The 26,065-nt window shown below is 66.3% G+C and carries 23 protein-coding genes; 13 read left to right on the top strand and 10 right to left on the bottom strand.

Annotation, left to right across the window (positions count from 1 at the left end; translation table 11 throughout):
- Positions 1–7: 7 nt before the first annotated feature.
- Genes ACE3RX_RS06225 through ACE3RX_RS06235 form a run of 3 tightly spaced genes read left to right on the top strand, consistent with a single transcriptional unit; the run spans position 8 to position 4,711 of the window.
- A complete protein-coding gene (locus ACE3RX_RS06225) occupies positions 8–1,204 on the top strand; it encodes an efflux RND transporter periplasmic adaptor subunit (RefSeq protein WP_374481428.1) in 1,197 nt (398 codons plus the stop codon).
- A 9-nt stretch (positions 1,205–1,213) separates the two neighbouring features.
- Positions 1,214–4,315: an efflux RND transporter permease subunit gene (locus ACE3RX_RS06230; protein WP_374481430.1), complete on the top strand. Its 3,102-nt coding sequence runs from the start codon at positions 1,214–1,216 to the stop codon at positions 4,313–4,315.
- A gap of 57 nt (positions 4,316–4,372) precedes the next feature.
- Positions 4,373–4,711 carry a P-II family nitrogen regulator gene (locus tag ACE3RX_RS06235; RefSeq protein WP_374481432.1) on the top strand — a complete coding sequence of 113 codons (339 nt, stop codon included), beginning with the start codon at positions 4,373–4,375 and terminating at the stop codon, positions 4,709–4,711.
- A 12-nt stretch (positions 4,712–4,723) separates the two neighbouring features.
- Here ACE3RX_RS06235 and ACE3RX_RS06240 read toward each other — a convergent pair whose 3' ends face one another.
- The gene (locus tag ACE3RX_RS06240) at positions 4,724–6,748 is read right to left on the bottom strand and encodes a TonB-dependent receptor plug domain-containing protein (RefSeq protein ID WP_374481434.1); all 2,025 of its coding nucleotides are present in this window, start codon (positions 6,746–6,748) and stop codon (positions 4,724–4,726) included.
- A gap of 196 nt (positions 6,749–6,944) precedes the next feature.
- Positions 6,945–8,450: a DegQ family serine endoprotease gene (locus ACE3RX_RS06245; protein WP_374481436.1), complete on the bottom strand. Its 1,506-nt coding sequence runs from the start codon at positions 8,448–8,450 to the stop codon at positions 6,945–6,947.
- 201 nt (positions 8,451–8,651) lie between these two features.
- Here ACE3RX_RS06245 and ACE3RX_RS06250 point away from each other — a divergent pair, with 201 nt between their 5' ends.
- Positions 8,652–9,569 carry a hydrogen peroxide-inducible genes activator gene (locus tag ACE3RX_RS06250; protein ID WP_374481438.1) on the top strand — a complete coding sequence of 306 codons (918 nt, stop codon included), beginning with the start codon at positions 8,652–8,654 and terminating at the stop codon, positions 9,567–9,569.
- Here ACE3RX_RS06250 and ACE3RX_RS06255 read toward each other — a convergent pair.
- The gene (locus tag ACE3RX_RS06255; protein WP_374481440.1) at positions 9,559–10,176 is read right to left on the bottom strand and encodes a 5-formyltetrahydrofolate cyclo-ligase; all 618 of its coding nucleotides are present in this window, start codon (positions 10,174–10,176) and stop codon (positions 9,559–9,561) included. The two genes, ACE3RX_RS06250 and ACE3RX_RS06255, sit on opposite strands and share 11 nt — an antisense overlap.
- A gap of 41 nt (positions 10,177–10,217) precedes the next feature.
- Between ACE3RX_RS06255 and ACE3RX_RS06260 the strand changes: the two genes are divergently transcribed.
- From ACE3RX_RS06260 to ACE3RX_RS06275, 4 genes are all read left to right on the top strand, one after another.
- Positions 10,218–12,182, top strand: coding sequence for a transglycosylase SLT domain-containing protein (locus ACE3RX_RS06260; RefSeq protein ID WP_374481442.1), 1,965 nt, complete (start codon positions 10,218–10,220; stop codon positions 12,180–12,182).
- 70 nt (positions 12,183–12,252) lie between these two features.
- Positions 12,253–13,206, top strand: a complete 954-nt coding sequence (locus ACE3RX_RS06265) for a complex I NDUFA9 subunit family protein (protein WP_374481444.1) — start codon at positions 12,253–12,255, stop codon at positions 13,204–13,206.
- The gene (locus tag ACE3RX_RS06270; protein ID WP_374481446.1) at positions 13,203–14,489 is read left to right on the top strand and encodes a multifunctional CCA addition/repair protein; all 1,287 of its coding nucleotides are present in this window, start codon (positions 13,203–13,205) and stop codon (positions 14,487–14,489) included. The genes ACE3RX_RS06265 and ACE3RX_RS06270 overlap by 4 nt, the downstream gene beginning before the upstream one ends.
- A gap of 49 nt (positions 14,490–14,538) precedes the next feature.
- Positions 14,539–16,572: a transglycosylase domain-containing protein gene (locus ACE3RX_RS06275; RefSeq protein ID WP_374481448.1), complete on the top strand. Its 2,034-nt coding sequence runs from the start codon at positions 14,539–14,541 to the stop codon at positions 16,570–16,572.
- On the opposite strand, the gene ACE3RX_RS06280 is transcribed toward ACE3RX_RS06275, so the two are convergent.
- Positions 16,537–16,734 (bottom strand): DUF2905 domain-containing protein, encoded by a 198-nt coding sequence (locus ACE3RX_RS06280; RefSeq protein WP_374481450.1) that lies wholly within the window; start codon positions 16,732–16,734, stop codon positions 16,537–16,539. The two genes, ACE3RX_RS06275 and ACE3RX_RS06280, sit on opposite strands and share 36 nt — an antisense overlap.
- Positions 16,735–16,924: 190 nt before the next feature.
- On the opposite strand from ACE3RX_RS06280, the gene ACE3RX_RS06285 reads away from it, so the two are divergent.
- Together ACE3RX_RS06285 and ACE3RX_RS06290 are read left to right on the top strand one after the other, a co-directional pair.
- Positions 16,925–17,728, top strand: a complete 804-nt coding sequence (locus ACE3RX_RS06285; RefSeq protein ID WP_374481452.1) for an alpha/beta hydrolase — start codon at positions 16,925–16,927, stop codon at positions 17,726–17,728.
- A 216-nt stretch (positions 17,729–17,944) separates the two neighbouring features.
- Entirely contained in the window at positions 17,945–18,151 is a 207-nt protein-coding gene (locus ACE3RX_RS06290) for a hypothetical protein (protein ID WP_374481454.1), read from the top strand.
- A gap of 60 nt (positions 18,152–18,211) precedes the next feature.
- Here ACE3RX_RS06290 and ACE3RX_RS06295 read toward each other — a convergent pair whose 3' ends face one another.
- A complete protein-coding gene (locus ACE3RX_RS06295) occupies positions 18,212–19,372 on the bottom strand; it encodes a class I SAM-dependent methyltransferase (RefSeq protein ID WP_374481456.1) in 1,161 nt (386 codons plus the stop codon).
- 113 nt (positions 19,373–19,485) lie between these two features.
- On the opposite strand from ACE3RX_RS06295, the gene ACE3RX_RS06300 reads away from it, so the two are divergent.
- The 3 genes from ACE3RX_RS06300 (at position 19,486) to ACE3RX_RS06310 (ending at position 22,190) form a co-directional block, all read left to right on the top strand.
- Positions 19,486–20,235, top strand: a complete 750-nt coding sequence (locus ACE3RX_RS06300) for a pteridine reductase (RefSeq protein ID WP_374481458.1) — start codon at positions 19,486–19,488, stop codon at positions 20,233–20,235.
- 67 nt (positions 20,236–20,302) lie between these two features.
- Complete coding sequence (gene ttcA / locus ACE3RX_RS06305; RefSeq protein WP_374481460.1) at positions 20,303–21,238, top strand: tRNA 2-thiocytidine(32) synthetase TtcA; 936 nt, start codon at positions 20,303–20,305, stop codon at positions 21,236–21,238.
- An 88-nt stretch (positions 21,239–21,326) separates the two neighbouring features.
- Positions 21,327–22,190 carry an FHA domain-containing protein gene (locus ACE3RX_RS06310; protein ID WP_374481462.1) on the top strand — a complete coding sequence of 288 codons (864 nt, stop codon included), beginning with the start codon at positions 21,327–21,329 and terminating at the stop codon, positions 22,188–22,190.
- An 82-nt stretch (positions 22,191–22,272) separates the two neighbouring features.
- Here the strand turns inward: ACE3RX_RS06310 and ACE3RX_RS06315 are convergent, their stop codons facing one another.
- The 5 genes from ACE3RX_RS06315 to ACE3RX_RS06335 form a co-directional block, all read right to left on the bottom strand.
- Positions 22,273–22,575, bottom strand: coding sequence for a PsiF family protein (locus ACE3RX_RS06315; RefSeq protein ID WP_374481464.1), 303 nt, complete (start codon positions 22,573–22,575; stop codon positions 22,273–22,275).
- Positions 22,576–22,700: 125 nt separating this feature from the next.
- Positions 22,701–23,636: an HPr(Ser) kinase/phosphatase gene (gene hprK, locus ACE3RX_RS06320; protein ID WP_374481466.1), complete on the bottom strand. Its 936-nt coding sequence runs from the start codon at positions 23,634–23,636 to the stop codon at positions 22,701–22,703.
- On the bottom strand, positions 23,605–24,090 hold the full coding sequence (ptsN, locus tag ACE3RX_RS06325; protein ID WP_374481468.1) for a PTS IIA-like nitrogen regulatory protein PtsN: 486 nt from the start codon (positions 24,088–24,090) through the stop codon (positions 23,605–23,607). The genes hprK and ptsN overlap by 32 nt, the downstream gene beginning before the upstream one ends.
- Positions 24,091–24,249: 159 nt before the next feature.
- Positions 24,250–24,573: a ribosome hibernation-promoting factor, HPF/YfiA family gene (gene hpf / locus ACE3RX_RS06330; RefSeq protein ID WP_374481471.1), complete on the bottom strand. Its 324-nt coding sequence runs from the start codon at positions 24,571–24,573 to the stop codon at positions 24,250–24,252.
- A gap of 16 nt (positions 24,574–24,589) precedes the next feature.
- Positions 24,590–26,050 (bottom strand): RNA polymerase factor sigma-54, encoded by a 1,461-nt coding sequence (locus ACE3RX_RS06335; protein WP_374481473.1) that lies wholly within the window; start codon positions 26,048–26,050, stop codon positions 24,590–24,592.
- Between the last annotated feature and the right edge of the window lie 15 nt (positions 26,051–26,065).

Genomic DNA, 26,065 nt, shown 5'->3' on the forward strand with positions numbered 1-26,065 from the left:
CGCTTCCATGATGCTTCGACCGACTACCCTGGCCACCCTGCTGGCCGCCCTCATGATTTCCGCGTGCAGCAAGGATGCTGCACAGACTACCGACAAACCCGCCGCCGACGCCACGGCTGCCATCGCCGAAGGCGGTGTGGTCAATGCCAAGGCGGCGCCGGTCGACCCGGCCCTGGTCACGGTGCCGCCGGGTTTCGGCGCCGAACTGAAGGTGTCGCCGGCCGGTCAGAGCGCCGTCGCCGACACCCTGCGGGTGGCCGGCAAGGTGGACTTCGACGCCCAGCGGGTGACCCGCATCGGCGCGACGGTGACCGGCCGCGTGATCGACATCCAGGCCCACTTGGGCCAGTCGGTGAAGGTCGGTGACACGCTGGCGACGATTAACAGTACCGAGCTGAGTGCCGCCCAGCTGACCTACCTGAAAGCCCGCGCCCAGGCCGATCTGCAGGCCCGCAGCGTGGAACGGGCGCGCCAGCTGTTCGCCGCCGACGTGATCGGGAAGGCCGAGCTGCAGCGCCGCGAGAGCGAGCTGGCGATCGCCTCCGCCGAGCAGCGTGGTGCCGCCGACCAGTTGCGCGTGCTGGGCATGTCGTCCGCCGCCATTAACCGGTTGGGCAGCTCCGGCAGCATCAATTCCGTGACTTCGGTGGCATCGACGATGGCTGGCGTGGTGGTCGAGCGGCCGGTGGCCCAGGGCCAGGTGGTGCAGCCCGCCGACGCGTTGTTCGTGGTCGCCGACCTGTCCCGCGTGTGGGTCACCGCCGAGGTGCCCGAGCAACAGGCGGCGCTGGTCAAGGCCGGCCAGGCGGTGGATATCGAGGTGCCGGCTCTAGGCACACGCCTGACGGGCAAGCTGATCTACGTCGCCGACACGGTCAATCCGGAAACCCGCACGATCGCCGTGCGCAGCGTGGTGGACAACGCTTCCCGCCAGCTCAAGCCGGCGATGTTGGCGACCATGCTGATCCAGGCTGCGCCGGTGGAGCGGGTGGTGGTGCCGTCCCAGGCGGTGGTGCGTGACGGTGACGCGGACAATGTCTTCGTCGAGGTTGGGGCGCAGCAGTTTCGCCTGACCCCGGTGCGCCTCGGTCCCGACATGGATGGCCGCCGCGCGGTGCTGTCGGGCCTGAAGGCCGACCAGCGGATCCTCGTGTCGGGGGCTTTCCATCTCAACAACGAGCGCAAGCGCAAAGAGCTGGAATAAGGACGGACCATGATTGAATCCCTTGTCCGTGCTGCGCTCCGCCAGCGTCTGGTGGTCGTGGTGGTGGCCGTGGTGCTGCTCGCCTTCGGCCTCAACGCGGCGCGCAAGCTGTCGGTGGATGCCTTCCCCGACGTGACCAATGTGCAGGTGCAGATCGCCACCGAAGCCAAGGGGCGGTCCCCCGAGGAAGTGGAGCGCTTCGTCACCGTGCCGCTGGAAATTGCCATGACCGGCCTGCCCGGTCTGGAGGAAATGCGTTCCCTCAACAAGCCCGGCCTGTCGCTGATCACCCTGGTGTTCACCGACGCGACCGACGTTTACTTTGCCCGCCAGCTGGTGATGGAGCGCCTGCTCGAAGTGGGCAGCCGGATGCCGGAAGGGGTGGTGCCGGTGCTTGGCCCGGTGTCTACCGGCCTCGGCGAGGTCTACCAGTACACCCTCGACCGTCCGGACGACGGCAACCGGGAGCTGACCGAGAAGGAGCTGACCGAAAGGCGCATCGCCCAGGACTGGGTGGTGCGCCCGCTGCTGCGCTCGATCCCGGGCGTGGCGGAGATCAACTCCCAGGGCGGCTTTGCCCGCCAGTACCAGGTGCTGGTGAACCCCGACCGGCTGCGCCACTACCACATCACCGTGCGTGACGTGTATGAGGCGGTGGCCCGCAACAACGCCAACTCTGGCGGCGGCGTGCTGCCCCAGTACGCCGAGCAGTACCTGATCCGCGGCGTCGGCCTGGTGAAGAGCCTGTCCGACATCGGCGCCATCGTGCTGAAGGAGGTCGGTGGCACGCCGGTGTATGTGCGCGACGTGGCGGAGGTGACCTTCGGCCACGAGGTGCGCCAGGGCGCGGTGGTGAAGAACGGTGTCACCGAGTCGGTCGGCGGCGTGGTGATGATGCTGCGCGGCGGCAACGCCAAGGAAGTGGTCAGCCGCATCAAGGCCCGCGTGGCGGAGATCAACGAGAAGGGCATGCTGCCCGACGGCCTGCAGATCGTGCCCTACTACGACCGTTCCGAGCTGGTCGATGCAGCGCTGCACACGGTCATCAAGGTGTTGCTGGAAGGCATTGCGCTGGTGGTGGTGGTGCTGTTCCTGTTCCTCGGCGATGTGCGTTCGAGCCTGATCGTGGTGGCTACGCTGGTGCTGACGCCGCTGCTCACCTTCCTGGCGATGAATCACTACGGCATCTCGGCCAACCTGATGTCCCTCGGCGGCCTGGCGATCGCCATCGGCCTGATGGTGGACGGCTCGGTGGTGGTGGTGGAAAACGCCTTTGCGCGCCTCGGCCATGCCACCGACAGGGGCGAGAGCAAGGTACGCATCATCTTCGACGCGGTCCGCGAGGTGTCTACGCCGGTGATCTTCGGGGTCAGCATCATCATCCTGGTGTTCCTGCCGCTGATGACCCTGCAGGGCATGGAGGGCAAGATGTTCGCGCCGCTGGCCTATACCATCGCGATCGCGCTGGCGGTGTCCCTGTTCCTGTCCCTGACCCTGACGCCGGTGCTGTCGTCCTACCTGCTGAAGGGCGGCGCCGAGCACGACACGTGGCTGATCGCCAAGATCAAGGCGCCCTATCTGAAAATGCTGCACTGGGCGGTGGCCAATAGCCGCAAGACAGTCACCGGCGGGGTCGTCCTGCTGGTCGTCACGCTGGGCATGTTCCCCTTCCTCGGTACCGCCTTCATCCCGGAAATGAAGGAAGGTTCGGTGGTGCCCGGTATCAACCGGGTGCCGAACATCTCGCTGGATGAGTCCATCAAGATGGAAATGGAGGCGATGCGCCTGGTGATGCAGGTGCCGGGCGTCAAATCGGCGATCTCCGGCGTCGGACGCGGTGAATCGCCGGCCGACCCGCAGGGCCAGAACGAGTCGACCCCGATCGTCAGCCTCAAGCCCCGTGACGAATGGCCGGCCGGGTGGACCCAGGACGACATCGCCGCGGCGATGCGCGAGAAGCTGAAGGCCCTGCCGGGCGTGCAGGTGGTGATGGCCCAGCCGATCTCCGACCGGGTGGACGAGATGGTCACCGGTGTGCGCTCCGACGTGGCGATCAAGGTCTTTGGTGACGATCTGGATGAGCTGAAGAAGAAGGCCGAGGAGATCGCCCGCGTGGCAGGTGGCATCACCGGTTCCGAGGACATCCGTGTCGAGCGGGTTACCGGCCAGCAGTACCTGTCCATCGAGATCGACCGCCAGGCCATCGCCCGCCACGGCCTCAACGTGTCGGACGTGAATGACACCATTGAGGCGGCCGTCGGCGGCAAGCAGGCGACCGAGGTGTACGAGGGCGAGCGGCGCTTCGCGTCGGTGGTGCGCCTGCCGGAGAGCTTCCGCGACAACGTCGAGAAGATCGGCGACATCCTGATCAGCACGCCGGGCGGTGCCCAGGTAGCGCTGGAAAACCTTGCGACGATCCGCGTTGCCGACGGTCCGGCACAGATCTCCCGCGAGCTCGCCAAGCGCCGCATCGTGGTCGGCGTGAACGTGAAGGACCGGGATCTGGGCGGCTTCGTCGCCGAGCTGCAGAAGGCGGTGGATGCCAAGGTCAAGCTTAAGGAAGGCTATTACCTGGAGTGGGGCGGCCAGTTCCAGAACCTGGAGCGGGCCATGGGCCACCTGACGATCATCATCCCGGTGACTGTCGGAGCGATCTTCTTCCTGCTGTTCCTGCTGTTCGGCTCCCTCAAGCTGGCCAGCCTGATCATCCTGGTGCTGCCCTTCGCGAGCGTCGGCGGGGTGATCGGCCTCCTGGTGACCGGCGAATACCTGTCGGTGCCGGCCTCGGTGGGCTTCATCGCCCTGTGGGGGATCGCGGTGCTCAACGGGGTGGTGCTGGTGAGCTACATCCGCAGCCTGCGTACCGAGGGTGTGCCGCTGGCCGAGGCGGTGGTGAAAGGGGCGACGCTGCGCTTTCGTCCGGTGATGATGACCGCGACGGTGGCCCTGCTGGCGCTGGTGCCCTTCCTGTTCGCCACCGGTCCGGGCTCGGAAGTGCAGCGCCCGCTGGCCATCGTGGTGATTGGCGGGCTGATCACCTCGACGCTGCTGACCCTGGTGGTGTTGCCGACCCTCTACAAGTGGTTCGACGACACCCCCTACGAAGCCTGATCAAGACTTGAAAGGGCCGCCCTGCGGGGCGGCCCGCTGCAGTACGAAGGAGACATCATGAAAGAGATACGTGCCGTCATCCGGCCCCAGAAACTGCCCCGCCTGCGCGAGGTGCTGCGGGCCGTGCCGGGTTTTCCTGGGATGACCATCAGCAAGGCGGTGGGCTGCGGCGCCACCGTGCGTCACACTCCTGCGAGCATCAAGGACGAGCTGACGGATTTCAGCGATAAGGTGCGGGTCGAGATCATCGCCCCGGACGAGCTGGTGGATGCGCTGGTCGAGCAGATTGTGCAGGTTGCCAGCACGGGCCAGACCGGTGACGGGCTGGTGTGGGTCGTCGATGTGACTCGCGCGGTCTTTATCCGCAAGACGGTGGACGGCGCCTCACAGCCCTGAGGCGTCTGCCGTTTACAGATCGACGGAGACGGATAACCAGACCATGCTGGAGGCCGGATTGACTGGCCGCCCGGGATGCAGGAACTGTTCCGAGCGGTCGGTGATTTCCTGGTGGGGGGAGCCGAGGTTGATGCCGTTCAGGGCCACCTCCATCAGGTGTCCGTCCAGGCGGAAACTGCGCGCGATGCGCAGGTCGAGCGTGGTGTAGGGGCGTGAAACGTAGTCATAGCGGGGCACGTAGCCATAGCCGCCGGCCAGCGGTCCCATGCGCAACAGGCTGGCGGTGCTGCTCCAGCCGCTGCCGTAGTTCTGCAGCCAGGTCAGGCTGGCCGTATAGGGCGAGGTGCGCTCGGCGATCGCCCGGTCGTTCACGCGCCGGTCGATCAGGGTGTGGCTGAACAGGACCTCGGCGCCGGCCCACGGCTTGCTGCGGAACTGGTATTCGATGCCGCGCAGTTCGACCGGGAAATCGACATTCACGAACTGGGAGCTGGGTAGCGGCAGCGGCAGCGGGCCGGCCGGCGAGGGTACCGTCTGGCGGACCACGAAGTCGGTGATGCGCTCGTTGAAGATGCGGACATCCAGGGTCGCGTCGAGGGCAGGGAAGCGGCCGAGGTAACCCAGTTCAACGGTGTCCACGTAGGGCGTGCGCAGATTCGGGTTGGACACGTAGGGCCAGGACAGCAGGGCACCCGAGCGGGGGTCGTGGGCCCGCACGTCACCATACAGGTCGAACAGGTTGCGCTGCTGCCAGGCGCGGGCGTAGCCGGCCCGGAAGGTGTCGCGGGGGCTGGCCTGCCAGTTGAGGAAGGCGCGCGGGATGAACTGGGCGGCCATCCCGCTGTTCTTTTCCAGCAGACTGCCAAGATTGAGCTGCCAGGTCGGGGTCAGGCGCCAGTCGAAGTTGGCGAACGCCCGATACAGGTCGAGGACCGGCGGCTTCTGGCCGCCGAACAGGAAGGAGGATTCCGTCTCGTCGCGCCGTGCCTCGACGCCCCATACCATGCGGGCCTGGGGCGTCAGTGCGAAGCGGTGCTGGATCTCGGCATTGGTGCGATCGCTGTCACGGTTGCGGTTGAGCGGGACATTCGGAAAGGCAGGGGCCGCCGCCAGCCACTTCTCGATGCCGCTTTCGTGGTTGCGGTAGAGGCTGACGAGCCACTCCTCGTCCTCGCTGAGGGTCCGGCGCCAGGTCAGGTGAATGGTGGCGGCTTCGGAGTCGGCATCCCGCTCCGCATTGTTGCCGAAGACCGAGTCCGGATAGCCAAGGCCGCGCTGGGCGTGGCTGTAGCCAGCCCGCAGCATCAGTTCGTCACGGGCGTTCAGGCGATAGTCGCTGCGCAGGCTGAGGGTCTGGCTGCGTCGGGAGTCGTTGAGGCCGCTGAAGCCGTTGTCGCGGACTTGGGCGGCCGACATGCGGACCCCGAGTCCGTCGCCGCCACCGGTCCAACTCGTGTAAAGGTCGGCCATGCCGTGCTGGCCGGCATTGACCTGGCCCGATACGCCATGCTCCTGGTGGCTGTGGCGGGTGATGATGTTGATGACGCCAAGGAAGGCGTTGGCACCATAAGCGTTGGAATTGGTGCCGCGGACAACCTCGATGCGTTCGATTTCCTGTACGGCGAGGGGCAGCGCCGACCAGTCGACGCCGCCGAAGGAGCTTGGCGCATATACCGAGCGGCCGTCGATGAGCACCTGGATTTCGGTCGGATAGTCGCTGCCCAGGCCGTGGTAGGTCACCCACTGGGAATGGCCACGCTCCTGGCCGATCTGCATGCCGGGGACCAGGCGAAGCAGGCGCGCCACATCCCGGTAGCCGGTGGCGCGGATGAACTCGCGGTCGAGGATGGTGACCGCGCCGGGGGCTTCATTGAGGACCTGGGGCAGGCGGGAGGCCGACAGGACCGTCGGGAGATCTTCGAAAAAGGGGGATTCCGAGCTGTCCGCCCGGCTTTGAGCCTGGGCATGAAGTGCGGTCAGGCACAGCACACCGGCCAGTGCGGCAGGCAAGACTTGCCGAATATGCAGCGAGGGCATCGAGCGATTTTTTCTTGGTGGAAACGGGGGCCTCCCAGACGTCTTCCTTGCCACCCCCTAACCTCCCGATTATATCGGCACCGCTCGGGCCGGGCTGTGAATCATTTCATTTTTGGGAAATCCGCTATCACACAATTTTATGGCTGCGCTGGGCAGGCCGCGCTGTCGGTCAGCAGCGCGGCCTGCCCAGGCCGGATCAGCTCAGGCGCACCGCCACGAAAATCCTGCTGCCGCCGCGCTGGACGAGCAGCGCAAAGCGGTTGCCGGCAGCGTCGAGGAGTTTGCGGAATTGTTCGATGCCGGTGATCGGCTGGTTGTTGATGCCGAGGATCACGTCGCCGTTCTGCAGGCCGGCCTTGGCGGCCGGGCCAGTGGCCCCTTCGACCAGCAGACCGCCGGGCACGCCGAGACGGGATGCTTCCTGGGCGCTCAGGGCGCGGCCGGTGAGGCCCAGCTTGCTGCTGGTGCCCTCAGCCTTGCGTTCGGGGGTGGCGGCGAGATTGCGTTCGGCGGCCTGTTCGCCGAGGGTGACGTTCACGTCGCGGGTCTTGCGGTCACGCCAGATCGACAGGCGCACCACCGAGCCGGGTTTGAGTTCGCCGATGATCCGCGGAAGGTCGGCGGAACTGTCCACCTTTTGGCCGTTGACGCCAAGCACCACGTCACCGGCCTGCAGGCCGGCCTTCTCGGCCGGTGAGCCGGCTTCGACGTTGGCAACCAGCGCGCCGGCCGGCTTGTCGAGCCCGAAGTTCTGGGCCAGGTCGGCGTCGAGGCCCTGAATGGCCACGCCAAGGCGTCCGCGAGAGACCTTGCCGAACTTCTGCAACTGGTCCTTGACCTTCAGCGCCACGTCGATGGGGATCGCGAACGAGATACCCATGAAGCCCCCGGAGCGGGAGTAGATCTGCGAGTTGATGCCAATCACCTCGCCGGCCAGGTTGAACAGCGGGCCGCCGGAGTTGCCCGGGTTGATCGCCACGTCGGTCTGGATGAAAGGCACGTAGGTCTCGTCGGGCAGGCGGCGCGCCTTGGCGCTGATGATCCCGGCGGTCACTGTGTTCTCGAAGCCGAAGGGCGAGCCCATTGCGACGACCCACTCGCCGACCTTGCTGTGCTCGGCGTCGCCGGCCTTCACGAAAGGCAGGCCGCTGGCGTCGATCTTCAGCAGCGCCACGTCGGTGCGCTTGTCGGTGCCAACCACCTTGGCCTTGAACTCGCGCTTGTCGGTGAGCCTGACGGTGACCTCGGTGGCGCCATCCACCACGTGGGCGTTGGTCAGCACGTAGCCGTCGGCGCTGACGATGAAGCCGGAGCCGACGCCTTGCTGGATCTGCTCGGGCGCCCGGCCGCCGCGTCCGCCGCCGTTGCCCGGCATGCCGGGAACGGGTACGCCGAAGCGGCGCAGGAAGTCGTAGAAGGGGTCGTCGGCGAAGGGATCATCGCCGGATGCGCCGCCACCGCGGGTGACCTTCTGGGTCACGCTGATATTGACGACCGCCGGCCCGACCTGTTCAACCAGTCCCGAAAAGTCTGGCAGGCCGTAGCGGTTGGCCGCGGCGACGGAAGGCGCGGCCGGGGCGACCGCTGGCGGCGTGCTGACCGCGTGGGACGGGGAAATGGCACCGCCCTCCTGCAGGCAACCCGTCAGGGCCAGGACGATGGCGGAGAAGGCGAGACTGGAACGAACCACGGCAGTTTTCATGCGTAACTCCTGTAATTTTTATCCGACTTATGGACGCCGGGCCGCGGCGTCGTGTTCCCTGTGACTACAAACGCTTACAAAAGTGGGGTTGATCGGACAGACTGCAAGAGGTGCAAGCCGATACCGGTTTGCAGACGTGGGGGCTGCTTTTTGGCGCAGGCGTTGTATAGTTAATCTCTATCGCCATTGCGGATATGCCCTATGACGCTGACCGATCTCCGTTATCTCGTTGCGCTGGCCCGGGAGCGTCATTTCGGGCATGCCGCCGAGCGCTGCAATGTCAGCCAGCCGACCCTGTCGGTGGCGATCAAGAAGCTCGAGGAAGAGCTGGCCGTGACCCTTTTCGAGCGCAGCGCGGCCGATGTGAAGATCACCGATATCGGTGCCCGCATCGTCGCCCAGGCCGAAAAGGTGCTGCTCGAGGCCGGCCAGATCAAGGAACTCGCTACCGCTGGTCGCGATCCCCTGTCCGGTCCGTTGAAGGTCGGCGTGATCTACACCATCGGGCCCTACCTGCTGCCGCACCTGATTCCGCGCGTGCATGCGGCGGCGCCGTCGATGCCCCTGCTGATCCAGGAAAACTACACCGCCCGCCTGGCCGAGTCCCTCAAGCGCGGCGACCTCGATGTGATCGTCGTGGCCTTGCCCTTCGAGGAGCCAGGCATCGTCACCCAGGCCGTCTATGACGAGCCCTTCCGCGTGCTGATGCCGGCGGGGCACACGTGGGAGAAGGAAGACGCGATCACCGCGTCCAGCCTGGCCGAGGCGCCGTTGCTGCTGCTGGGCGCCGGCAACTGTTTCCGTGACCAGGTGCTGGAGGTGTGCCCGATGTGCCGCAGCGGCGAAGGCCTGCAGCGCACGCTGGAAGGCAGCTCGCTGGAGACCATCCGCCACATGGTGGCTACCGGGGCTGGCATCACGGTGTTGCCGAGCAGTGCCGCCGATCCGTTGCCTGACGGCAATCCGCTGCTCCGCGTGCGTCCTTTCGTGGCGCCGGAACCCTTCCGTCGCGTCGCGCTGGCCTGGCGGGTCACTTATCCGCGCAGCGGCGCGATCGACGTGATCCGCTCAGCCATTCTCGCCAGCCCGCTGGCGGGCGTGCGGCCGGTCAATCGCTGACCGCTCGGAAGGCCCCGGCCTCGGTGACGATCCAGTCCATCGGCTGGTCGTGAGGCTGGGGGTAGGTGTTGTCCACCCGCGCCAGTTCGAAGGCCACGCCGACGCACAGCGGCGCCGGTTGCAGCGCCGCCAGCGTGCGGTCGAAATAACCACCGCCATAGCCGAGCCGGTAGCCGGCCGCATCGAAGACATTGAGCGGCACCAGGATCAACTCGGGCTGGATGATCTCCGTGCCGGCCGGAACCGGAATGTCGTGGTGATCCGTTTCCATCGGTACCTCCGGGTGCCAGCGCAGGAAGATCATCGGCTGGCCCGGTGTCCGCACCACCGGCAGCGCCATCTGCCGCTGCGTATCGGCGGCGAGCCAGCGCTGCGCCCATTGCACCAGGTCCACTTCGCCGCGCCACGGCCAGCAGAAGGCAACCGACCTTGGTGAGAGCTGCGCCAGCAAGGTATCCAGGTGCGCTTCGATACGCCGGGTGAGGGGCGCGCGCTCGGTGTCCGGCAGCCGCTCCCGTGCGGCGATGCGGGTTTTTCTTAAATTTTGTCGCACTGCGGCAACGGTGGCGTCCGAATCCGCGCCTGGGCGGGGGAGGGGGGGATTCACTGTGCTATTCTCCGACGGCATCGATGCAGAACGTAAAAGCAATGAAGAATAGCGTGTGGGCCGTGCTGGCGGCAGTGTTGTGGATGGCCTTGCCGGCCGGTGGCGATCCTGGCGACGAGCGAATCCTGCTTGCCAAGGATGCCGCGCGCAGCGGTGACCGAAACCGCTTGGTGCAGCTGGCGCCCCCCACGGGCCACGTCCTCGACCCCTATCCCGAATACTGGGCGCTGTCCAATCAGGTCGCCCGGCCCGCCGAAGTGGATGCGGCCCGCATCCAGGACTTCCTGCAGCGCTACGCCGGCAGCTGGCTGGCCGAGAAACTGCGCGGTGAATGGCTGCGCAACCTCGGCAGGCGCGGTGATTGGGCCCAGCTGGCGGCCGAATTCCAGAACATGGAGCAGCCGGAGCAGGACCTGAAGTGCTACCAGTTCCAGGCTCGCCTGCAGAACGGTGACCGCAGCGCGCTCGAAGAAGCCCGTCCGCTGTGGTTCTCGCTGGTGGATACCCCCGAAAGCTGCGTGCCAGTGCTGCAGACCTTGGTTCGCGAGGCCCTGGTCAGCCCGGACGAAACCTGGTTCCGCGTTCGCCGCCTGATGGAAGCCAAGCGCCTCGCCGGCGCTCGCGCGGTGGCGAGCTGGCTGCCGGCCGACCAGCAGCCCGGACCGTCGGACCTGGACAAGGCCAGCGCCAATCCGACGACTTATTTCGATCGCCTGCCGATCAACTTCTCGGCGTCACGCCAGGGGCGCGAGCTGGCGCTGATCGCCCTGGCGCGCATCGCCCGCGACGATCCGCAGGCGGCCTACGTGCGTTATGCGCGCATCGACGAACGTCTGTCGAGCACCGAGCGTGGCTATGTGCTGGGCCAGATCGCCTGGCAGGCCGCGGCGCGCCTGCTGCCCGATGCGAATGCCTGGTTCAAGGCCGCCGGTGATACCCCGATGTCCGACGAGCAGGCCGCCTGGCGCGTGCGTGCGGCCCTGCGAGCAGGGGACTGGCGTGCGGTGCGCAGCGCCGTCGAGGCCATGCCGCCAGCCCAGCGCGAACAGGCGGACTGGAGCTACTGGCTCGGTCGCGCCCACCAGGCCCTCGGCAACCGGGAGGCGGGCCGCAAGGAGTTCGCGCGCATCGCCGGCCATCCGACTTTCTACAGCATCCTGGCCGGCGAGGAGCTCGGCCAGACCTTCACGCTGCCCGCCAAGGCGCGCGCCACCAGCGTTGACGAGGCCGACATGGCGCGCCAAACGCCTGGCCTGCAGCGGGCCATCGCATTGTTCCGTCTGGACCTGCGCACTGAAGGCACCCGCGAATGGAACTGGACCCTGCGCAACAAGGACGACCGCTTCCTGCTCGCCGCTGCCCAGCTGGCCCAGCAGCTCGGCATCTACGACCGGGCCATCAACGCCGCCGACCGCACCCGCAACGAGCACGACTACAGCCTGCGCTACCTGGCACCTTTCCGCGACCGCATCGAGCCCAACGCGAAGAGCCGCGACCTGGACACCGGCTGGGTCTATGGCCTGATGCGCCAGGAGAGCCGCTTCGTCACCGCCGCTCGCTCCGGCGTCGGCGCCCAGGGGCTGATGCAGATCATGCCGGCCACCGGCCAGTGGGTCGCCGGCAAGCTCGGCATGAAGGGCTTCAACGTCGGCTGGCTGCAGGATCCGGACACCAACGTGATGCTCGGCACCACCTACATGCGCATGGTGCTGGCCGGCCTCGACAACCACCCGGTGCTGGCGTCGGCTGCTTACAATGCCGGCCCAGGCCGGGCCAAGAAGTGGAAGGACAGTAAACCCCTCGAGGGCGCGGTGTACGCGGAAACCATCCCCTTCAATGAAACTCGCGACTACGTGAAGAAGGTGATGGCCAACAGCGTCATCTACGCGGCCTTGCTCGAGGGAAGGGCACCGTCCCTGAAGGGGCGCCTCGGCACCATTTCGGCCAGCGATGGCCGTGGCGGGAGCGACCTGGGGAGCCCCGCGCCGGGAGCTGGTCTGGAATGAGTACCGGCGCGGGAATTCTTCCGCGCCATTGCGATCTGTAGAGCAATCTCTTCGCCCGGGAGTCGCCACCATGTCCATCCGCACAGTCCTCCTTATCGGCGGTAGCGGTTTCGTCGGCAGCGCCGTCGCCGCCAAGCTCGCCGCCGCCGGCAAGACCCTGCTGATTCCCTCCCGCCGCCGCGAGCACGCGCGCCACCTGATGTGCCTGCCGGCTGCCCAGGTGATCGAGGCCGATGTCAGCGATCCGGCCACGCTGGTGGCGCTGATGAGCGGCGTCGACGCTGTGGTGAATCTGGTCGGCGTGCTGCACTCCCGCCCGGGTCGGCCTTACGGCCCCGATTTTGCCCGTGCCCACGTGGTGCTTCCCGAGCGTATCGTCGCGGCCGCCCGCGAGGCCCATGTGCGGCGCATCGTGCACATCAGCGCCTTGGGCGCGGCGGCGGACGGGCCGTCCGAGTATCAGCGCTCGAAGGCCGCCGGCGAGGCGGCGATCCATGCCGCCGGGCCGGACATTGGCTGGACCATCCTGCGCCCATCGGTGATCTTCGGGCCCGGTGACAGTTTCCTGAACCTCTTTGCCGGTCTGCTCAAGGCTTTCCCGCTGCTGCCCCTCGGCGGCGCGAAGGCGCGCTTCCAGCCCGTGTATGTGGGCGATGTGGCGGACGTGGTGGCGGAGGCCCTCGAACGCGCGGATGCCGTTGGCCAGACCTTCGAGATGGCTGGCCCGCGGCAGTACAGCCTGCAGGAACTGGTCGAATACGTCGGCGTCCTGACCGCCCATCCGCGCCCGGTGATTCCGTTGCCGGAGGGCCTGGCCATGTTGCAGGCCGCGGCCCTCGAATGTTTGCCGGGACCGCTGATGAGCCGTGACAACGTGCGCTCGATGCGCGCGCCGAATGTGGCCAGTGGCGTGCCCCAGCCGTGGGGCCGCCGCCCGACTGCCCTCGAGGCGGTGGCACCGTGTTACCTGGGATCCCTCAATAAGCGCGGACGCTACACCGCCTTCCAACTGCATCGCCCATGAAAATCTACTGTGTCGGCGGTGCCATCCGCGACGAACTGCTCGGCCTGCCGGTCAAGGACCGGGACTGGGTGGTCGTCGGGGCCACCCCAGAGAGCCTGCTGGCCCAGGGCTATACGCCGGTCGGCAAGGACTTCCCGGTGTTCCTCCATCCCCGCAGCCACGAGGAGTACGCGTTGGCCCGCACCGAGCGCAAGACTGCGCCCGGCTATGCCGGCTTCGTCTTCCATACTGCGGCGGACGTTACCCTGGAGGAAGACCTGGCCCGCCGTGACCTGACCATCAACGCGATTGCCCGCGGTGACGACGGCGTGCTGGTGGATCCCTACGGTGGGCGCCGCGACCTGGAACGCCGGGTGTTCCGCAATGTCAGCCCGGCGTTTGCCGAGGACCCGGTGCGCATCCTGCGGCTGGCGCGATTCGCGGCCCGCTTTGCCGACTTCACGGTGGCGCCGGAAACCCTCGAACTGATGCGGGCGATGGTCGCCGCCGGCGAGGTGGATGCACTGGTGCCGGAGCGGGTCTGGCAGGAGATTGCCCGCGGCCTGATGGAGGCGCGGCCGGCGCGGATGATCGAGGTGCTGCGCGACTGTGGTGCGCTGGCCCGCCTGCTGCCGGAACTGGACCGCCTGTTCGGCGTGCCGCAGCCGCTGCAATACCACCCGGAAGGCGACACCGGCGTTCATGTGCTGATGGTCCTCGACCGGGCTGCCACCGATGGCCTTGCCTTGCCCGGGCGCCTGGCCTGCCTGCTGCACGATCTGGGCAAGGGCGTCACGCCGGCCGAGACCTTACCCCACCACTATGGCCATGAGGCGAGCAGTGAGAAGTTGGCGCGGGACGTCTGCCAGCGCCTCAAATGCCCCGTTGATTGCCGCGACCTGGCGCTGATGATGGCCCGCGAGCACGGCATCGTCCATCAGGGCATGAGCTTGCGCGCCGAGACGATGGTCAAGCTCATCGAGCGCTGCGACGGCTTGCGCCGGCCCGAGCGCTTCGTTGCATTGCTTGAAGCCTGTGCCTGCGACTACCGGGGGCGCAGCACCTACGCGGCGCGCCCCTATCCCCAGCGCGAGCGGCTGCTTGCGGCACTGGCCGCGGTGCGTGGCGTCGACGCGGGCGCCATCGCCCGGGGTGTGGCGGACAAGGCGCGCATTCCGCTCGAAGTCCATGCGGCACGGGTGGCGGCGGTCCGCGATCTGGTCCGCCACGAAAAGGGTGAGGGCGAGGGCGAACGTGGTGGTGCGTGCGGCAGCTCGAGCGCCTGTCAGGCGGAAACGCGTTAGCCATTCCACGCACGGCCGCGTCGTTGCAACCTACAATGCGCGCACTTTCATGCGCTTGCCGATCGATTTGCCCGTTGCATCCCTCCTGGTCCGGCGAATAGCCCTGCTGGCGGCCGGCCTGGGCTTGGCCGTCTCCGCTTCCGCCGTGCAGCCCATCCCTGCCTTTGCCGAGGTGAAGGCCGCGGCCGTGCCGTCGGTGGGGGTGCTGCTCGCCCGGGACGGCACGCCGCTGGCCGAGCGGCGCCTCAATCCCCACGTACGCCGTCTCGAGTGGATTGGCCTGCACAGCCTGTCGCCGGCCCTCAAGGAGGCTTTGCTGGCGGCGGAGGACAAGCGTTTCTTCGAGCATTCCGGGGTGGACTGGAAGGCCTTCGCCGGCTCCCTGTGGCACAACCTGTGGTACGACCGCAAGCGCGGCGCATCGACCTTGTCGATGCAACTGGCTGGCCTGCTCGATCCGGAGCTGGCCCTTGGCCGCGACGGCATGCCCCGGCGCAGCCTGGGCCAGAAATGGGACCAGGCCCTCGCTGCCCAGGCGCTGGAGGCGCGGTGGACCAAGGAACAGATCCTCGAGGCCTACCTCAATCTGGCACCTTTCCGTGGCGACCTGCAGGGCGTCCATGCGGCGGCCCGGGCGCTGTTCGGCAAGTCGCCGGCCGAGTTGGGGCGGCCCGAGGCGCTGATCCTGTCCGTGCTGCTACGCGGGCCCAACGCCAGGCCCGAAGTGGTGGGCCGCCGCGCCTGTGTGCTGGCCGAGCGCATCAATGCGCCGGCGGCTTGCGGGCCGGCCCAGCGGCTGGCCGCCAGCAATCTCGACCGGCAGCACACCGGACCGCGCTGGGAGCTGGCCTCCCATGCCGGGCGCCTGCTGCTCCAGCATCCGGGCGAGCGCCTGACCAGCACCCTCGACGTAGAGGCCCAGCGGGGGGTGACCGCGGTGCTGCATCGTCTCGGCACGCTGGAGGCGGCGGCGGTGGTCCTCGACAACGCCAGCGGCGACGTGCTGGCCTATGTCGGGGCGCCCGACTACGCGGCGCCGGACCATGCGCCCACCCCACGCAATCCGGGCAGCCTGCTGGCGCCCTTCGCCTACGGTCTCGCCCTCGAGCGCCGGGTGATCACCGCCGCGAGCTTGCTGGAGGAGGCGCTGGCCAATCATGCGCCGACGGTTCCCGACGAGCGCATGTGGGTCAGCGTGCGGCGGGCCCTGGCCGAAGGCATGAGCGATCCTGCGCTGGCGGTGGGCCGGCTGGTGGCGGACGGCCTCCCGGAGCGACTGCGCCAGGCCGATGTGGATCTGCGCGGCGGTAGCGCTGATGTGGCCCTGCTGCCCCTGGCAGCCCTCTACCGCAGCCTGGCGGTGGGCGGGCAATGGCAGGCACCACGCTTCCTGGCCGCGTCGGAGCGGGTCCAACGTCGCCTGCTGCGTCCCGAGGCCAGCTTCATCGTCGCCGACATGCTGGCGCCGCTCGATGTGGACGGCAGCCCGCAGCCTTTCGCCTTCCGGCAGTATGCGGCGGATAGCCGCGAGACGCTGGCGGCGGGCTTCTCCGACCGCTTCACGATCGTGCTGTGGGTCGCCGGGGTCCGTAACGCGCCGCAGCTTGGCGCACAGGCCTGGAACGACATCCTGCGGGTCTTGATGCGGGGGCAGCCGCTCGTGCGGCCGGTGCCGCCGGCGGGCGTGGTCTCGAGCGTGGTGGTCTTCGAGCCGCCGGTCGAGAGTCCCCGGCGGGAATGGTTCATCCGCGGCACCGAAGTGGAACGGGTGGCCGTGCCGCGGGTGCTGCCACGCATCGTCCAGCCCCTCAACGGCGTGCTGGTGGATGCGATGGCGTTGCTGCGTGACGACGCTTACAAGGTGTATTTCGAGGGGACCCACCTGCCCACCGGGGCCTGGTGGCGCCTCAATGGAGATTCGCTGGGTAGCGGCGAGCGCATTGCCTGGCGGCCAATGGCCGGCCGGCACGTGCTTGAGCTGATGTCCGCCGAGGGCCAGGTGCTCGACAGCGTGATCTTTGCCGTGCGGGCGCCCCTGGAGCCGGCCCTACAGCGCCCGGAGCAGCAGCCAGGCAGCCAGTGACATCAGCAGGGTGCTGGTGAATGGAATGTGGATGTGCCGCCCGAAGACGTCGAAATGCAGGTCGCCGGGCAGGTGCCCGATGCGCCAGCGCCGCCACGGCAGGCCGGAACCCAGTCCGGAAACAACCGCCACGATTACGATGGCGAGCAGCCACTTGAGCATCGTTCCTCGCCCTTGCGCGTTGAAAGACCGCATTTAACCGCAGTTTGTCGAGCCGCAATACGTTTTCTGCTATCGCTGCGCGGCCGGGTGCGGTAAGTTCTGCCCCCACAACAATACAAATTCATGTCCACGCCATGACCCCAACCCCCTGCCAGCCTTGCCGTCCCGCCATGCTCCGGAGGGGCTGCGCATGAACCGCTCCCGTTTCGGTGACCTGGAGGTCCTCTGCCGCACGCCGGTCGGCAGGGCTCACCCCACGCCCCTGTTGTTCGTCCATGGTGCCTATACCGCGGCCTGGTGCTGGGACGAGTACTTCCTGTCGTGGTTCGCCGAGCAGGGCTACGCGGCCTACGCCTTGTCCCTGTCCGGCCATGGCAAGAGCCGCGGGCGGGCTTACCTGGACAGTTTCTCGATCGCCGACTACGTGGCCGACGTGGCCGAGGTGGCGGCCGCCTTGCCGGCGCCGCCAGTATTGGTCGGGCACTCGATGGGCGGCATGGTGGTGCAGAAATTCCTCGAGAACCATTCGGCGCCCGGGGTGGTGCTGATGTCCTCGGTGCCGCCCCAGGGTTTGCTCGGTTCGGCTTTCGGGCTGGCTTTCGCCCGACCCCATCTGCTCGGTGATCTCAACCGTTTGATGGGCGGTGGTCAGCCGCAGATGGAAACCCTGCGCGACGCGATGTTCCATGAGGCGATCGAACTGGATCGCCTGCAGCGCTATTACCACCTGTGCCAGCCGGAATCCCACCGGGCGATCTGGGACATGTCCCTGTTCGACCTGCCCTTCCTGTCGCGCATGCAAATTCCGCCGATGCTGGTGCTCGGCGGCGAGTACGACGTTCTGATCCCACCCGAGCAGGTGCGCATGACGGCGGCCCGCTATGGGGTCAAGGCGAAGATCCTGCCGGGTCTCGGTCACGGCCTGATGATGGAGTCGGACTGGCGTCTGGCAGCGGAGCCGATCGTGCACTGGATGAAGGAAGCAGGCCTGTAGGCGGCGAGTGGGTAGCGCCTGACGCCGCCCGTGAAGTCCGTCATTGCACCCGGTGCGACCGTCGACCATGCTGGAAATGCAAGCAAGACGGTGCGGAGCGGCTGCACAGGATTCCGTGCCGAATTTCCTTCAACCTTTGGAGGCTGCAGCCGTTAGAAACATCAGCGGGCTTTATTTTCCCCTGTACCCGCAACGGAGGCCGATATGGTGATCAGCATGGATATGGAAAGCGGAGCACGGATCTACGGCGAACCGGTGGAAGAAACCGGCCTGGCGTATGGTGACGAGGTGCTGAATGCCAACCCCTTGCCTCCCGAACTGGCGCTGGGGCTGCAGGAGGTGGCAAGCGTTGGGCGAGAGCAGCATGCCGTTCCGACGGATGTAGAAGCCTTCCTGGCAGCGGTCTATCGCTATCAGGAGTAAGGCGTCAGCTACTCTAGGCAAGGCCTGCCGGCTCAATGAGCCTGCAGGCCTTTTTGCTGTTTACAGCGTGTGGAGGCGGTCGCCGCGCAGGAAGCCGATGAGCGGCTGGGTGAGATCCTTGCCCAGGGCGATGACCTTGAACAGCTCGCCCATTTCGTGGGGGCCGGTGAGGCGCTGCACTGCCTTGGCGGCGCGGATGTAATCGACGCTGTCCTCCGGCGCCCGGCGGGCCAGGCATTCCAAGACCCCACAGTTGAACAACAGCGTCGCCTGGTTGGTGTAGCCGAGTACGTCGAGGCCGGCCTCGAAACCGGCTTCGGCTACCGCGGTGAAGTCCACGAAGGCGGTGATGTCGTTGAGCCCAGGCCACAGGAAGGGGTCGCCGTGGGCGTGGTGGCGGAAGTAGCACAGCAGGGTGCCGGTGCCACGGCTGTCGAGGTAATACTCAGCCCGCGGATAGCCGTAGTCCACCAGCAGCATGGCGCCGCGTTCCAGGCGCGCCGCCCATTCGGCGATCCAGGCCCGCCCGGCGAGGTTGATCTCGCTGACGTACTCGCCTTCGTCGGGCAGCGGCACGTCAAGGGCGGCGGCCGCCTCGGCGACCTTGCCGCCTGCCGGCTTGTCTGCCCAGACGAAACTACCGTCGGCGCCGAGGGCCACGCCACGCTCGAAGATGCCGTCCGGTCGCCAGGCGACGAGGTGCACTGGCATTACATCGAGCACTTCGTTGGCGACCAGTGCGCCGGAGAAGTGTTCAGGCAGACTGTCCAGCCAGCGGACCCGGGAGGCCAGATGGGGCGCTTTGGCGGCGAGCGTGTCGAACTGGCGTTCGCGCAGTTCGCCGGAGACTTCGAGGATGCCGTAGCTTTCAGGCAGCGCCCCGCGGTGTTCCAACTCGAGCAGCAGGTCGGCGGCCAGCAGGCCGGTGCCGGCGCCGGCCTCGATGATGTGGGGCGCCGACAATTCCATGACCTGCTGGACTTGGGCCGCCAGTGCCTGGCCGAACAGCGGGGTCAGTTCAGGCGCGGTGATGAAGTCGCCACCGGGGCCGAATTTGTGGGCGCCGCCGCTGTAGTAGCCGAGGCCAGGCGTGTACAGCGCTTCGGCCATGTAGGTGGCGAAGGAGATCCAGCCGTCCTGGGCCTCGATCAGGCTGCGCAGGCGGGAAACGAGGCGTGCGCTCTGTTCGAGGGCGTCGGCGGAGGGCTGGGGCAGGTTCATGGCGGGGGCGGATAGGGGAAAATCTGTATTTTACCCGTTCGTTGCAGTGCACCGTCGAGGGGTCGGGGGCCGTATGATTACGCCCTTCGCTTGGATTTGCTCCCCTGGTAGTCATGATTGAAGATCCGATCGCCCCGGTCGTGCTGGTGACGGGAGGCGCACGGCGCGTCGGCGCCGAAATCGTGCGTTGCCTGCACGCCGCCGGCGCGCAGGTGGTGGTGCATTATCGCCATTCCCGCGACGAGGCCGAGGGCCTGGTCGCCGACCTCGGGGGGCGGCGTCCCGGCTCGGCCGTAGCCCTGTGCGCTGACCTGCTCGATGGTGCGGCGCTGCCGGGCCTGGTGGAGGCCGCCGTGGGTCATTTCGGTAGGCTTGATGGGCTGGTCAACAACGCATCGAGCTTTTTTCCGACGGCCCTGGGGGATATCGACGAAACGGCATGGTTCGACCTTATCGGTTCCAACCTGAAGGCACCTCTGTTTCTTGCCCAGGCGGCGGCCCCCCACCTGACGGCGAGCGGCGGGGCGATCGTCAATATCGTCGACATTCACGCCGAGCGGCCCTTGAAGGGCTACCCTTTGTACTGTGCGGCGAAGGCCGGACTGCTCGGCCTGACCCGTGCCTTGGCGCTGGAACTGGCGCCGCGAGTACGGGTGAACGGTGTTGCGCCGGGGGCGATCGAGTGGCCCGACGACGGGCAGTTTCCGCCGCTGGAGCGGGAGCGCATCGTCGCCCATACGCTGCTGGGGCGGGTCGGTTCGCCGGCCGACATCGCCCGCACGGTGCGCTTCCTGCTGTTCGATGCGCCCTATGTGACCGGGCAGATCCTGTCGGTGGACGGTGGCCGCAGCGCCCACCTTTGAGCTAATTAACATTTATGCCGATCGGCATTGAGGCGATCGGACTATAATTTTCGGAAATTTAATTGACATGGAAAATGTAGTGCCAGCCCTTGCCAACCAGGCCGTTGATCAGCCCGAGACGGAAAGCCGTCATTCCAACACCTTCCTGCGCCTGAAGAAGTTCCTGATGCGCAAGGTGGGCGAGGCCATTGGCGATTACCGGATGATCGAGGACGGTGATGTGGTGATGGTCTGCATGTCCGGCGGAAAGGATTCGTTCACCCTGCTGAGCCTGCTGATGGAGCTGCGGGAGCGGGCGCCGATCGATTTCCGCATTGTCGCGATGAACCTCGATCAGAAGCAGCCCGGTTTTCCGGATCACGTGTTGCCGGCGTACTTCGAATCCATCGGGGTGGAATACCGGATCGTTACCGAAGATACATATAAAATTGTCAAGGACAAGATTCCGGAAGGCAAGACGACCTGCTCACTGTGTTCGCGCCTGCGGCGGGGCATCATCTATCGCACCGCGAAGGAAGTCGGCGCGACCAAGATCGCCCTTGGCCACCATCGCGATGACATGATCGAGACCCTGTTCCTGAACATGTTCTTCGGCGGCAAGATGAAGGGCATGCCCCCCAAGTTGGTCAGTGACGACGGGCAGAACGTAGTCATCCGGCCGCTGGCCTACTGCTCGGAGAAGGACATCGAGCGTTTTGCGCGGGGCATGGAGTACCCGATCATTCCGTGCAACCTGTGCGGCAGCCAGGAAAATGCCCAGCGCAAGCAGATCAAGACCATGCTGCGCGACTGGGATGAGCGTTTCCCTGGGCGTATCGTGTCGATCGCCACGGCCATGAAGAACATCGTGCCGTCGCATATGGCGGACGCGGAGCTGTTCGACTTCCGCAATGTGTCGCGGGATACCCAGGTCGAACAGGGCGACATTGTTTTCGACAACCCGGAGCTGCCGGCTCATGCCGACGACAAGGCAGCCATTCCGATCGGAATCTGGAAGAACTGATTGATGAGTCACCGTCCTGCCCCCGCCGGGAGCCGACAGCTCCGGTGCCAGCCCAAGCTGTCCGCTGCAGATCGCGGAGCCGTCCAGCATGCATGATCGCGCCAAGGTGCCTTGCCTCCTCCTTGCTGAAATCGCCGGCGGCGTTCACCTTGCCGAAAAGCTGGGCGAGGCCGAGGCTGCCTACGCGGTCGAGCGCAGTCTGAACCGCATGTCCCGCTGCGCGGAGGCCTATCAGGCGCTTGGTTTTGCGGTAAAGAGCGACTCCCTGGTAGCCCATTTCCCGGATGCCGATTCGGCCCTGCTGGCGGCCCGGGAGATGCGGGAGCGGGTGCGCGCCTTGCCGCCGATGAGCGGCATTAAGCTGGTACTGAAGGCTGGCGTGGTGCTGGAGACGGAGGCGGAAGGGCTTGGGCTGGATGCCGAGAAGCTCGCTGTGCTGCTAGTCGAGAGCCATGGCCCGGACAGCATTGCGGTGTCGGAAAACCTTGGGCGGGTATTGACGCCCTCCCTGCGGCGCCTGTTGGGGCATGCGGAAGACAGCCTGGGTGAAATGCCCATCCCGGTTCTCGAACTCGGAGAGGCGCCGCCGCCGAGCCCCGCCGAGCTGCGCCAGGAGGCCCAGCATGCCCAGAAGCAGATGCGCGTCAGCTACCGCGGGCAGAACTGGGTGGTTGACGGGACTCGGCCAGCGCTGTTGTTTGGGCGCGATACCGGCAACGATATCGTGATTTCCGATCCGCGCGTGTCCCGCCGGCACGCCCGCCTTGAGCTGCGGAATGGCTTGTTCTATCTGGCCGATTCGAGCACCAACGGTACCTTCCTGCTCGAGGAGGGCACGCCCGAGCATTGCGTCAAGCGCGAGGAATTCATCCTCGGTGAGAAGGGGCACATCGGCTGTGGTTTTTCCGTCAACGACAACATGTCGGACGTGGTCGCCTTCGCCCTGGATTGAGCAGTCCACTGCTTCCTGCTCAAAAGAAAAAGGGCCGCTCTTGCGGCCCTTTTCATGTGCGTAAAGCCGGCCTGGCGGCCGCTCAGCCCTTCAGGCAGCTACTCATGAACTTCTTGCGTTCATCACCCTTCAAGGCCTTCTCGCCGGCTTCCTTGTTACAGGACTTCATCTTGTCCTGCTGGGTGGTCTTACCATCTTTGGCGGCAGCGGCGGGTTTGGCCGACAGACAGTCCTTCATGAAGGCCTTGCGTTCATCGCCCTTTTTGTCGGCGGCGGAGGCATTGCATTCCTTCATCTTGTTTTGCTGGGCGGTCGCAGCAAAGGCTGCGGGCGCCAGGCTGGCAGCAAACAGGGAAACGGCGACGCTCAGGATCATTTTTTTCATTGTGCCACTCCTCGTATGGACGGTTTGTCGGTACTGCGCATGCATCATAAACGCAGCGCGGGACAAACTGTTGACAGCGGAGAGGCGCGCCAGTGCTTTGTTTGCGACCGGATGTGACAGGGCGGCTAGAAGCCGCTCTCTTCCATCGCACGACGCTGGCGGTCGACGAATTCCTGGGTCGAGTCGATGCCGCGCAGCAGCAGGATCGTTGAACGCACCGCGGCTTCGAGCAATACGGCCAAGTTGCGGCCGGCGGCCACCGGCAGCACGACGCGGCGCACCGGTACGCCGAGGATCGGCTGCTGCTCACCATCCAAAGTCAGCCGCAGGGGGTCTTCCTGGCCCGGCTGGCGGCGCTGAAGGTGAACCACCAGCTTGAGCTTCATCTTTCGCCGGCAAGCGGTCTCGCCGAAGATCGTGCGGATGTTGAGGATGCCAAGACCGCGCACCTCGATGACGTCCTGCAGCAGCTCCGGGCAGCGCCCTTCCAGCACGGTTGGGGCGATGCGCGAGAACTCGACGATATCGTCGGCGACGAGGCCGTGGCCGCGGGAGATCAGCTCCAGCGCCAGTTCCGACTTGCCGGCCCCGGAGTCGCCGGTGATGAACACCCCGAGGCCCAGCACGTCCATCAGTACCCCGTGCAGCGCGACTCGTTCGGCCAGCTGGCGCGAAAGATAGTTACGCAGGAGGTCGATGACGTTCGCGGAGGGTAGCGGGCTGGCGAAGAGGGCAATGTCCTCGTTCGCGCAGAGGGTGCGGATGATGCTCGGGATCTCTTCGTCGTCGGCCACGATGAGGGCCGGCGGGGCGTAGGAGAGGATTTCCCGAACGTGGTGGATGACCTTCTCGCGGGTCTGGCGGCGGGCCCAGGCGAGCTCGGAGGAGCCGAGGATCTGCAGGCGGTCCGGGTGGATCAGGTTGAGGTGGCCGACCATGTCGGCAGGCCAGATACGGTCTTCCGAGACCGAAATGCGGGTCGCCAGGCTGCCGCAGATGTGGCGCAGCCGCAGGCGCTCCAGGTTGTCGTCAAACAGCCGGCTGACCGTCGTCTGACGCATGGCTGCCCCATTGGGCGAAAAGGGCATGGGCAGCCTGTGCATCGGCTGCGCTCATCAGTTGCTCGCGGAAATTGCGGTCGCTAAACATCTGGGCTAGCTCGGACAGCAGCTGGAGGTGGTGCTCGTTGGCCTGTTCGGGAACCAGCAGCACGAACAGCATCGAGACGGGGCGTCCGTCGGGGGCGTCGAAGGGGACAGGGTCGGCGAGGCGGATGAAGGCTCCCAGCGCTTCCTTGAGGCCCTTGATGCGGCCGTGGGGAATGGCGATGCCCTGGCCAAGGCCGGTGGAGCCGAGCTTCTCGCGGGCAAACAGGCTGTCAAAGACGGTGCTGCGGCCGATGCCGTGGTTGTTCTCGAACAGCAGGCCGGCTTGCTCGAAAGCACGCTTCTTGCTGCTCGCCTCGAGTCCGACGACCACATTGGTCGGCGGCAAAAGTTTGGCGATGAGGTTCATGCGAGGACTCTCCCGTGTGCGGAGCGGGCCGACACAGGTTGCCGGTGAAAGGCGATTCAGGAAGATCCGGAGGCGAGGGCCGCCGGGGCCGTTGTGTCAATTGGGGCGCATTATAGCCACAACGGTCCCGGGGAAAAGCGTATTACTTAGCGCCGGGAATCAGGACTCGGCGAGGTGCTGCTTCAGGGAGTCGTGACCGTGGTCGCTGGTCTTGTCCTTGTACTTCAGGACCTGACGGTCGAGCTTGTCGATCAGCCCGTCGATGGCTGCGTACATGTCGGCATCTTCGTTCTCGACGTAGATGTCCTTGCCGCGCACGTGCACGGTGACTTCGGCCTTCTGACGCAGCTTTTCCACCGAGAGGATCACGCCGACGCTGGTGACGTTGTCGAAGTGGCGGATTACGCGATCGAGCTTGGTCGTGACGTACTCGCGGATGGCCGGCGTAACTTCGACGTGATGCCCCGTGATGTTGAGGTTCATGGTTGCTACCTTTCTGTCAGATGGTTTTGCGCAGACTGACCGGCGGAATATCGAGGGACTCGCGGTATTTTGCAATTGTCCGACGTGCCACGACGATACCCTGCTGGCCCAACAACTCGGCAATCTTCGCGTCGGACAAGGGCTTCTTCTTGTCTTCCGCCCCCACGAGCTGGCGAATCAGCGCCCGAATCGCCGTCGAGGAAGCAGCCCCACCGCTGTCGGTGGCAACGTGACTGCCGAAAAAATACTTGAATTCGAAAATGCCCCGCGGCGTGGCCATGTACTTTTGGGTGGTCACTCGCGAAACGGTGGATTCGTGTAGATCCAGCTGTTCGGCAATTTCCCGCAGGGTAAGCGGACGCATTGCCACATCGCCATAATCGAAGAACTGGCGCTGGCGGTCAACGATCGCTTGCGAAACTCGCTGGATGGTGTCGAAACGCTGCTGCACGTTCTTGATCAGCCAGCGCGCTTCCTGCAGGTGGCTCGACAGGGAGCCGCTGGCGCCGCGGTTGTCGCGCAGGATCTGGGCGTACAGCTGGTTGATGCGCAGGCGCGGCATCGCATCCGGGTTGAGGCTGACGACCCAGTTGCTGCGCTGCTTGCGGACCACCACGTCGGGTACCACGTAGCGAGTATCGGCCTGGGAGAACTGGGCGCCGGGGCGCGGGTTGAGGCCGAGGATCAGGGCATGCGCCTCGCGCAGGGTGTCGTCGCTGCAGCGCAGTGCGCGCTTGATCTTCAGGAAGTCGCGGGCGGCCAACAGTTCGAGATGTTCGCTGACGATGGCGATGGCGAGGTCGCGGGCTTCGCTGGTGGGCAGGGTGTGCAGTTGCAGGGCCAGGCACTGGCCCACGTCTTGGGCGCCAATGCCGGCTGGGTCAAGGCTCTGGATCTGGCGGAGAGCGATCTTGAGGTCGTCGAGCTCGATTTCCAGTTCGGGCGGGAGCAGCGGCAGCAGATCGGCCAAGTCCTGGCTGAGGTAGCCGTCGTCGTCGAGTGCCTCGATGAGGAAACGCACCAGGGCCCGGTCCCGGTCGGACAGGGGCGTGAGAGCGACCTGGGCGTCGAGGTGGTCGCGCAGGGACGGCACGGCAGCCTGGAATTCCTGAAAGTCGGTCTCGTCGTCGTCGTCGCGTTGTCCGCCGCTGCCAGCCGCAGCCCATTCGCCAGCTTCGCCGCCGTTGTCGAAATCGTGATCCGGCTCGCGTTCCCGCTCAGCCTCGCGGGATTGCTCCTGCTCGCGTTCGTGGGCGGCCTCGCTGCCGGCCGGCGCCAGCGGGCCGGGTGCCTCGACGCGGCTCGAGCCGAGGTCACCCTCGGGCTCTTCCCGCTCGAGCATGGGGTTCTCCAGGAGGATCTTCTCGATCTCCTGGTTGAGTTCGAGGGTCGACAGCTGCAGCAGCTTGATGGATTGCTGCAGCTGGGGCGTCAGCGCGAGATGCTGGGAGAGTTTGAGCTGGAGGCTGGGCTTCATGAGTCGTATCGGGCC

The organism is Zoogloea sp. (genome assembly GCF_041914405.1).
Lineage (GTDB): Bacteria > Pseudomonadota > Gammaproteobacteria > Burkholderiales > Rhodocyclaceae > Zoogloea.